Below are 10,589 nucleotides of genomic sequence, written 5' to 3'. Positions count from 1 at the left end.
TCTGTCATCGAGGACGCAGGGAGTTGCTTCTTTTGAGCAAGCAGCAGTTGAAGATGACGTGCCGCCTCTTCGTGACTGATCTGTTTATTTTTGATCTGTTGATATAAGAGTTGGATATCATGATTCATGGCGTATTCTGCTTTCATGCTATTGCAAAAGGATATGCGCTAGTTGTTCTTCAGTGATAGCTCCTGCTGAAATTTGTTTGGACAGTTGCAGGAAATACTGAAATTCATTCTCATCACTCTCTGGTGCGGATCGTTGCGCGGGTGAGTTTAAATCAGGCTGTGCCTCTGGGAGGAGCCTTGCGCGCTCTCCATCCTCTATCCATGTCTTATTCTCTTCAAGCACCCGACATGCAACTCCTTTCATCTGCACAGAGATATTACCCTGTGAATCACAGATCTCGATAGTTATTTTCTGTATGGGCGATTGTTGTCTATTGCCTGCTGTCTGATGATCGCTGTAGTGAACCCAGGCCCACATCTCAGATGAGCAGGTACCGAAGATATTGAGTTCTTCTAGTGAGAATGGAAGCGCGGTTTTGAGGCTTCCCATAGTATCCATATGTTGTAGCCCCTGCATGGCCTGTAGTGCACCATCGAGCAGGCTGGGATGAAGGATAAACTGATCAAGTGTATGGGCTACCGATACTGGTAGTGAAAGTCGAGCCAGCGCCTGATTGAGTCCCACATAGATCGCTTCAATTGCCTGATGAGCGGGACCATAATCGATGTCCAGTGCATGGAAGGTGTCATAGCATTGTGATGCCGTATGTATCTGCTGCTGACAGTTCATTTGTATGGCAGATACATCTAGCGTGGGAATCCTTGTTAGGGGTTGCACACTGGCACGTCCCTGGCTATATAAGATGGGTTTGCCATCTATCGTGTTAGATTGACTACTGATCTTATAGTCAATGCTGTTTGCGTTTTCCTGTGACAGACTGATCTGAACCTGTACTGGTTGTTTCTCCACCTCAATAGGACGAACCCAACTAACATCCTTCAGTTGGATACTGAACTGATTCTGCAATGAAAATTTGTGGTCCAGTGCGATTGTGATCGCTGCTTGTGCCATTTCCAGATAGGCTACTGCTGGCATCATGCGTTTTCCTTTCACCACATGATGATCCAGGAAAAACTCCTGTCCACTAAAGACCGAGCTGAAGCGTTGCTCATTAAAGTGAGAGGTGTTTTGTTGTACCAGAGCATGCAACGGAGCAATCGCGTTTGTTATTTTTGCCTGGCTTTCAGTTAACCAGTAATGTTCGCGGGCAAAAGGATAGGTTGGTAGGCTGATCCGGTGTGGTGTATCAGTCTTATGGAGCAGAGACCAATCGATAGTAAGTCCTTTGCTCCATGCCATCAGGAGTTCCACAGAGTCTCCCTTAGTCAACCACTGTTCAAGTGCTTGCTGCTTGTTGTCAGGGGTGAGCGTGTGTTCCGCATTCTGTCTGGCTCGTCCGCGATAGATGGTGCTAGTTGTAAGATCATCGTTGAGAAATGCTGTGAGTTTTGCGACCATCTCTTCAAGATACTCGGCCTGGAATGCCAGGCGTTCCTCCATAGCTTCACGCCCGACCTGCAAGGTATAGGCGATAGCTGGTAGATCCTTCTGACTGTAGTTGTTCACTTGGATGTAGTGCAATACATTTCGAGCTGTTTCGCGCAACTGTTCCTCTGTTCTAGCTGAAAGGAGAATAAGCTCAGGATGTTGTGGTGCCGTAACCGTAACGTGTTCAGGCATATCCGGCTGGTATTCTTCAATGATGATGTGGGCATTTGCTCCCCCGGCACCAAAAGAAGAGATTCCTGCCCGACGCGGGACATGCTGGAAGCTACCATCAAGTTGCAGATAGGGTTGCGGCCAGGGAGCAGGTTCTTGCTGGAGTATAAATGGTGTGGAAGCGAAATTGATATGACGATTAGGTGTACGTGCATGTAGAGAAGGAACCAGTTGCTGATGTTTGAGTTGAAGCAGGATCTTAGTCAGACCTGCCATACCTGAGGCACTCTCTGCATGACCGATATTGGATTTGACTGAGCCCAGCGCACAATACTGCGTATCTGTACTCTCGGCCATAAAGGCACGTGTGAGTCCTGCAATCTCGATTGGATCGCCTAGAATGGTTCCTGTGCCGTGTGCTTCTAAATAGCTAATGCTCCGTGCCGGGACGCGGGCACGATGCAGGGCTTCACTGATCACCTGTTCCTGTGCCTGGGGGCTTGGTACCGTATAGCCACCCGTTTTGCCACCCGCATTGATCATACTCCCTTTGATCAGGCCATAGATGTGGTCTCCATCAGCGAGCGCACGAGGCAGCGATTTCAGCAGCACTGCCCCAACACCCTCACTATCCACAAAACCGTCAGCATGCTCTCCAAAGGCGCGGCACTGCTCACCAGAGGAAAGCATGGTAGCCTCTGAGAGGCGTAGATAATGCACTGGATCAACGATCAAATTGACTCCGCCAGCAATGGCGCAGGTGCAGGTCCCATTGCGTAGGCTCTCTGTTGCCAGATGAATAGCCGTTAATGAAGAAGAGCAGGCAGTATCCAGAGCGATACTGGGACCATGAAAGTTGAGCAGATAAGAGATGCGGTTGGCAATAGACCAGTAGCGAGTTCCGCTGGGATAGTTGGCATTCATCACACCTACAAAGACACCCACACGCTGCTGCTCGTCGAGTTGCTGGGGTATGTAACCGGCGTCCTGAATACACGTATAGGTGGTTTCCAGAAAGAGACGCTCTTGTGGGTCCATCTGACGAGCTTCGCGTGGCGAGAGACCAAAGAAAAGTGGATCAAAGGCATCAATCTCTGAGAGGAAACCGCCCCAGCGTGTATAATGTGAGCCATGTTTGCCTCTGGTTGGTTCAAAATAATCTTGCCACTTCCAACGCTCGGCTGGAATCTCGCTGATGGCGCTCTGACCAGCCAGCAGATTTTCCCAGAAGCTATTCAAGTCAGGCGCACCTGGATAGCGACCAGCCAACCCGACGATAGCGATAGGTTCATTTGATGGAGAAGCCTCTGATAGTGCTACTGCGATATCGGCTTCAGACTGCTGCGCGAGAAAGCGCCGGGCTGGTGTCGTTTTCGCTGGCTGTGATGGTTGAGTTGATTGTGATGGTTGAGTTGATTGAGTTGATTGCGCGGGCGTGACGAGTTGGCGTAGCGCCTCTGGTCTGGTCTGTAAGAAGTGATCTATCAGCGCAGTAATAGTTGGATATTCAAAGAAGAGAGAACTGCTGATATCCCCCATAACATCCCGCAGATTGTCCGTCAATTGGACAATCAAGATTGAGTCTAAGCCATATGTCTGGAATGGTTCAGAAATGTCAATTTGATCTGTGGCGATTTTGAGCGCATTGCCGATCAGCGTTTTGAAGAAGGCGATGCTCTGATCTCGTATATCTATCAGTGTATTACTGGCCCCTGGCAACGAAGTAGGTGGGATCGATGTGGTTGGAGCCGGGGTGAGCAGTTGTGCTGGCTTATGCAATGGTTCGAGTGGTAATTCCGTTGTCTGATGCGATTGAGGTTGACGTACCAGCCCATTGCTCTCCGCTACGATGATTTGTTGATCTGCTGTGGTAAGTGCACGTGTCGGAACAAAGATAAAAGGGAAGCCTTCATCCTGGAGCACATTTTCCCATCTTTCGACAGTTAATCCAGGACTTCCCTGCATGCGTATAGCTGAATCTTCTGAGGCCCACCATCCATCGAGCAAGCCGAAGGTCAGGTGGGTGTACAGGTTGACACTGGTGATTTCATTTAAGAGTAGCAACCCATGTGTTTTTATGATTGCTTTCGCGTTGCGCAGCGTGCGACGGATCTGGCGTGTCGCATGCAGGACATTGGCGGCAATGACAAGATCATAGCCTCCTGGATCGATTTCCTGCTCTGCCGGAGCGTGTTCAACATTGAATAATCGTGTTGTCAGGAATGGATAAAGGGGAGCATACATCCGCTGTGCATGTTGCAAGAACGCTTCTGAAACGTCAGTATAGCAGTATTCTTGAATATAGCTCTGGTAGGGAAGTAGTTTTCGTAATACGACTGCACTGGTCCCGCCCGTGCCAGCTCCAATCTCTAGAATACGTATTTGGGGCATGGTGCCGTTCTTCGTATGTTTTAATTGGTTTTGTACATACGCGACAACACAGTTTGCAAGCACCTCATTAAAGTAATCGACAACCGGATTGTATTGATAGATACCTTCAATGAGTTCCATTGAGCCATGAGGGAACATAATTTCGGTGGCACTCTGGGAACCAGTGAGAATAGCGGGTAGGGCACGCAGCATCGTTTCCACCAGACGCAGCTGCGTGCTCAAATGGGAATCATTAAGCCAATAAGTTTTTTTGTTTTCCCATTCTATCCAGGCCGTATGACTATCTACAGAGGTGAGCAGTAAATGAGAGCAGGCACCATCCTCTGAAGGATTGATCTCTTGTTGCTGAGCCAGAAGAACAATGCTTTCTCGGAGCCACTGATCATATGCTTCACGAATTCCTAGTTCTACTCTGGCCGTGTGGAGGTCGGTATTCCGCGTGTTGAAGAGACCCATTGCATGCAATTGGCCAAGGAGCACACGTGAGAGAAGCTTTTCTAGCTCCTCTTTCTGCTGGCCCTTGCTAGCAGAAGGATAAGTATCTGTAGCTGATGAGAGCAGTGTGTGCTGTTGAATCTGTTGGAGGCTAGATGGCAGCTCTTGTGCATAGAGTGTTAATATATCCTGTGCCGCTGGCGTTGTGGGCTGCCAGTTTGAATTCGTTTTTAGCAGGGCAAGTTGATCTATTGGTCCGTTCAGCAAGGTTTGTACGGCTTCTATTGCCTCTGGTGGCTCAATCGAACCCTGACCCAATCTGGCCATTTGCTCGCGATAACTCGAAGTGGCTACGATACCAACGCTGCCCCAGTAACCCCAATGCATGACTTTGACCGGACATGACCAGCGTTGGCGCAGATGGCGCGTGAAGGCATCCTCAAACGTACAGGCCGCCGCATAATTACTCTGTCCAGCCCGGGTTGCAAAAGCGTTGAGCGAAGAGAAAAAGAGCACAAAATCAAGTTCATCTGGTGAAAAGACCTGGGCCAGACGGACACTCACATCGACTTTGGCAGCCAGAGCAGCCTGAAAATGATCCAAATCCATACGTGCGATACTCTGATCGTGTAGAACCACAGTTGATTGAATGACACCATGGATTCTTGGATGTTTCTGCTTGATTTGTTGGTAAGCAGCGGTAAGCTCCTGACGATTGGTGGCATCGGCCTGGATATAGTCGGGTTGTGGTCCCCAACTGCTCAGCCGCTCTCGTTGTGCCTGGATACTCGTGTCTAGCGGTCGCCGTCCAATCCAGATAAGGTGTGCTTGATAGGTGCGCATCAAATACTCGCTCCAGACCTGTCCGATTCCACCTGCGCCCCCGATAATCACATATACTCCTGTCTGACGATAGGGGGCCTGCGAGACAGTTGGGATTGGGATCGATAGCGGTAGTAGTTCCTGACGATACCATTGTTGTTGGCGATACACCCGGGCACGACCAGCCGGATCATATGGCAGAGTGAGTAAATGATGGAGCGGCCAGGTTTCCTGTGCTGGAAGATCTAGCAGGCGAATTTGCCAGGATGGATACTCTTTGGCAAGCGAGCCAACCAGTCCATGGAGGCTGGCATGCGTTGGATCTAGCTGGTCAGTTGGATGGATCTGTTGGGCCTGGCTGGTCATAAAGGTACAGCCAAGTCGTTTGTTTGCATAGCCTTGTTTGATCAAAGCTTTGATCAAACAGAAGCAGTGGAGCACACCTTCGTGTTGGGATTGAATAAGACCTTCATCCACATCATCAGAAAGATGGGCTGCCGGAGCGATCCAGAAGAGATGCTCAATGGATGGTAACACCTCAAGCTGCCTGGCTATTTGCTCTGTCGTTTGATGCGCCTGAATGGGAAGCGTTACAGCATGAGGATAGAGGCCTGTGAGCGCCTGAATATATTCTGAAGTGCCTCCGACAATGAGTATTTGTTCGGACACGGCAGGAGTGATTTTTTCTTCCAGGATGTTTACCGGCTCCCAGTAAGGATGAAGCAGTAGTAAGCGCTCAGAATTTGAATTTTGCGAGCCGGGATCACTGTTCTGCGGTTCATCAGGCTGCTCATTCGTAGGATGCGATGCACGAGTGGCAAGTCCGCGCAGACGAACGCAGACTTGCCCCTGTTCATCACTGATATCGATATCGAGCTTATTATGGATTGACGTTCCCCGACCACGCACCCAGGCCCAGGCCCGTGTTGGTACTGGTTTGAGTAGAACCAGTTCATCCAGCGCAAAAGGCAGGTGTGGTACATTTCCAGTACCCGCCCATGGCGTCAGAGCAATTCCAGCCTGGATTGCCGCATCCAGAAGGCTGGGATGTAGCATGAAGGGCGCTGTATTATGCGAGAAAGATTCTGGTAGGGATAAGCGAGCGAGAACCTGTCCATCTCCAATCAGTATGTGTTCGAGCCCTTGCATGCGTGATCCATATTGTATTCCCAATGTCTGATAGGTCTGGTAGCAGGATGACGCCGAAAGAGATTGTTGCTGGCACTGGCTATGCAGCATGGGTAAATTGATGGAAGAATGCTCAATCTCCCCATCGCTTAACAGTTGTGCGTTTCCCTGACAATAGAGAAATGATGTATCCTCTATTGTTGAGGACTGTTTTGAGACCGCGAATGCGATTCTCTTCTCTTCCTGCAAAGCCAGTTCAATTTGAAGCTCTACCGCTTGCTTGTCAACGACAAGAGGGCGTACCCATGCAACATTGTATAAACGCAGGACCATGTGGTTATTTTTCTCTGTTGCTCTCATGGCTTGCATGACGGCAGCGTGAGCCATCTCCAGATATGCTACAGCGGGCAAGATGCGCTGTCCCTGCACTACATGATCAGCCAGAAAAAACTCCTGGCCAGTCAACCTTGTTTGAAAGCGTTGCGCGAAGAAATCGGAGACATTGTACTGTAGTAACGGATGCAAGATTGCAGGCGTGTTGGATGGTGCTGCTATCGTTGTTGATGTGGCAGCAGGAACCCAATAGCGTTGGTGGGCGAATGGATAGGTTGGGAGACTGATACGTCTCGGGCGGCTTTCACTGTAAAGCCTGTTCCAATCAATCTGTAGACCCTTGACCCAGAGTTGGAGCAATTTGTGATATTTACCTTTGTCTATCCATGCCTGCAGGGTCGTGTTCATATCTTTATCGGCAGTGAAGACTTCCAGGAGTTCTTTATATGATCGAGCCTGACCGCTGTAGGTCTCCTCAATCTCTTCCTGACCCGTCACAAACGCCCCGAGTTTTTCTATCAGGACGGTACGGGTTGCTGCCGCAATAGCCAGACGTTCTTCCATTGCTTCTCGTCCGACCTGGAGCGTATAGGCCAGTGCCGTCAGATCGGCTGTCTGAGTATATGTTTCTTGCAGAGCGGTCAGCAGTTGTGTGGCGCGTTGCCGCAATTGTGCCTGACTTTTCGCAGACAAGATGATCAGGGCTGGATGTTGGGGAGTGCTGGTCAGAGGTGACTCCTGAACTGCCGGGATATACTCCTCAACCACAATATGGGCATTAGAGCCACCGGCACCGAAGGATGAAATACCAGCGATTCTTGGATATTCACGTATCTTTCCCTGTACAGAGATAGTGGGCCGTTGCCACTCCGTGAGTTCCTGCTGCACAAAAAAAGGTGTGTGGGCAAAATCAATATGTGGGTTGAGGGTATGTGAATGAAGAGACGGGACGATTTGTTGATGTTGCATCTGTAAGAGTACTTTGGTGAGCGCGGCAATACCTGCTGCACTCTCGGTGTGTCCGATATTAGATTTTACCGAGCCCAGAGCACAGAACTGTTTTTCCTGCGTATATTTGTGGAATGCTCTGCTCAGACTCGCAATTTCGATTGGATCACCCAGGGATGTGCCTGTGCCGTGAGCCTCGATATAGCTTATTGCGCGCGGTTCAACATGCGCAGTGGCGAATGCGTGTTCGATGACGCTAGCTTGAGCATGAGGGTTAGGCACTGTATAGCCATTGGTTTTACCGCCGTGGTTGATAGCTGTACCTTTAATAACGGCGTAGATATGATCACCGTCAGCGATGGCCTGGGGTAGAGATTTGAGGAGTACAGCTCCCACACCTTCTCCTGGTACATAGCCATCCCCACCAGCACCAAAGCTCTCGCAGCGTCCTTTGCTGGAAAGAAACTTACCCATCCCCAGCGCGACATACTTGTTGGGATGGATAGAGACATTTACACCTCCTGCAATGGCCACTCTGCAGTCCTTGTTCAAGATACTCTGACAGGCCAGATGCAGGGCTGCCAGTGAAGAAGAGCACATCGTATCAAGCGCAATACTGGGACCAGAGAAATTACAGAAATAAGAGACACGATTGGCAATGGCTGCGGCATTTCCCGAAAGTGCAATTTCATGGCCTTGCAGTTGTTCCTGAGCCCCATATAACTGGTACTCGTGATACATCGCGCCGACAAAGACACCGACATCACCTGCATAATCGGTTTCCTCCGAGAGTTGGAGCGTTTCACGGGTATAGCCAGCATCTTCTAGCGCTTCATAAACGCACTCCAGAAACAAACGCTCCTGAGGGTCCATCATTTCCGCATCACGAGGGGAAATATTGAAGAAGAGTGGATCAAAATGATCCACATTCTGAAGGAAGCCGCCCCAATGGCCAGAAGCATACTGAGTGGAATCCCAGCGTTCTGATGGAATTTCGCTAACCGAATCAGTGCCTGTGGATAGATTCTGCCAGAATTCTTGCACATTTTGGGCTCCAGCATAGCGACCAGCCAGCCCAATTATGGCAATTTCTCTGGACTGTAGCGCTGCAGGTGGCGTAGTGGATGGTTGAAGTGTAAGCGTATGGGTAGATTTGTATAGTCCATTTGTTTGTTTGAAAGGTTTCGCGGGCAGCGACGCAGATTTTTCGCTGTCCCCGCTTACGGCTTGAGTCGCAGGAGTCGTGATATGTAGAGCCGTTTTCAACTGTTCGTTATAGGTAGCAATAAAATATGAGGTGAGTGCCTGAGTGGTTTGATATTCGAAGAAAAGGGTTTTCGGCAATGGCCCAAAGGTTTTTTCTAACTGATTGGTTAACTTCATAATCATAATGGAGTCAATGCCATAGATCTCCAGGGCGGCCTCAGCTTGAATACGCTCGACTGGCACTTTGATCATCGGGGAGAGCAACTTCTTAAAGTAGTAAAGCGCTTTTTCGTCGAACTGAGTTTCCTCGTCAGATGAAGCTGTATTGTTCTGCGTACTGGCTGAGTGTGGTTGGACTGGCTCAGCCTGCTTCGATTGTGCCAGGAAGGTTGATTGAAGGCGTGGCAAATCGCCTTTCATCACCACGATCTGTTCCTGCCCTGAAGCCAGTCCCTGATAAAAGGCTTTAATACCATTTGAGGTGTCTATTGCAGTCAAACCTGTGGCCTGTTCAATCAGATCTTCAGCTTCGGGATCAAGATGCATACCTCCTTCCTTCCAGAGAGGCCAGTTGAGCGAGAGCGTATGGCCCTGGCGTTGACCCTGGGCTACCAATGTATTGCGATAGTGAGCATAGGCATCCATAAAGGCGTTCGCGGTGGCATAGTCAGCCTGGCCCGCATTGCCAAAACTGCCAGCGGCAGAGGAGAAAATGACAAAGAAATCGAGCTTTTGCCGCTGCGTGGCCTGATCGACATGAACCAGCCCTGCCACTTTAGGAGCTAATACTTCTAAAAACTGCTCCCGACTTTTTTGAATAATAAAATTGTCGCGAATGATACCAGCACTATGAATAATTCCATGAAGATTTCCATAGATGGTCTGAATACGTTGTATCAGAGTGGTAACTGCCTGTTCATCGGTTACATCAACCTGCCAGTAGTGTACCTCCAGGCCCAACTCTACAATCTCCTGCAAGCGTATAGATTGCTCGGCATTCAAGGGAGAGCGGCCTGTCAGGATAAGCGTAGCCTGGCTGATATGGCTGGCAATTTCTCTGGCAAAGAGCAGACCCAGTCGACCGGCCCCACCTGTAATCAGATAGATTCCCCTTTCTCGCCATGGAATAGTCAGTTGATCTGTCGTCGTGGTTAGCTCACTCCAACGGGCAACATAACGCTGCCCATTCTGGTAGCGAATCCAGTGATCAGCAGGACAGAGGCTATTTTCGTATAGCTTTGACTCAATACTCTCCTGACGATCACCTGCTTCTACTTCAATAACCTGACCGATAAAGTGTGGATTTTCCAATTGGGCCGTCTTTAAGAGTGCCGAGAGTGCAGGATACAGTGGTTGATCAGCCTGGAAAGGTAAGACCAATTGTACCAGCACTTTGCCAGTGGGATTTGAACGTAAGATCCCCTGAATCTCCTCAAATACTTGAATAGCATATGTTTGAAAGCGTTCCCAAATACTCATGATATCTTTCTCGTGTGACAATGTATTTCACTCACTTCATGTACTTTCAGTTGCTTGTAGATGGTACAGTATCCTCTTCAAGAAAAATGACCCGTCGCGTCGTATAGTCAGGCGTCTGT

The 10,589-nt window shown here is 49.4% G+C and carries 1 protein-coding gene; it reads right to left on the bottom strand.

Annotated features, from left to right (window positions below):
* Positions 1 to 147: 147 nt before the first annotated feature.
* Positions 148 to 10,470 carry an SDR family NAD(P)-dependent oxidoreductase gene (locus F1593_RS03595; protein ID WP_149400180.1) on the bottom strand — a complete coding sequence of 3,441 codons (10,323 nt, stop codon included), beginning with the start codon at positions 10,468 to 10,470 and terminating at the stop codon, positions 148 to 150.
* Positions 10,471 to 10,589 lie beyond the last annotated feature (119 nt).

It is taken from the genome of Dictyobacter arantiisoli (assembly GCF_008326305.1).
In the GTDB taxonomy this organism is placed as follows: domain Bacteria; phylum Chloroflexota; class Ktedonobacteria; order Ktedonobacterales; family Ktedonobacteraceae; genus Dictyobacter; species Dictyobacter arantiisoli.
The sequence above is the reverse complement of the archived record's forward strand: the minus strand, read 5'-3'. Positions and strand labels throughout refer to the sequence as shown.

Bases quoted from the DNA above. Each gene is read 5' to 3' on its own strand.
- F1593_RS03595 (WP_149400180.1), bottom strand. From the start codon at position 10,470: ATGAGTATTTGGGAACGCTTTCAAACATATGCTATTCAAGTATTTGAG.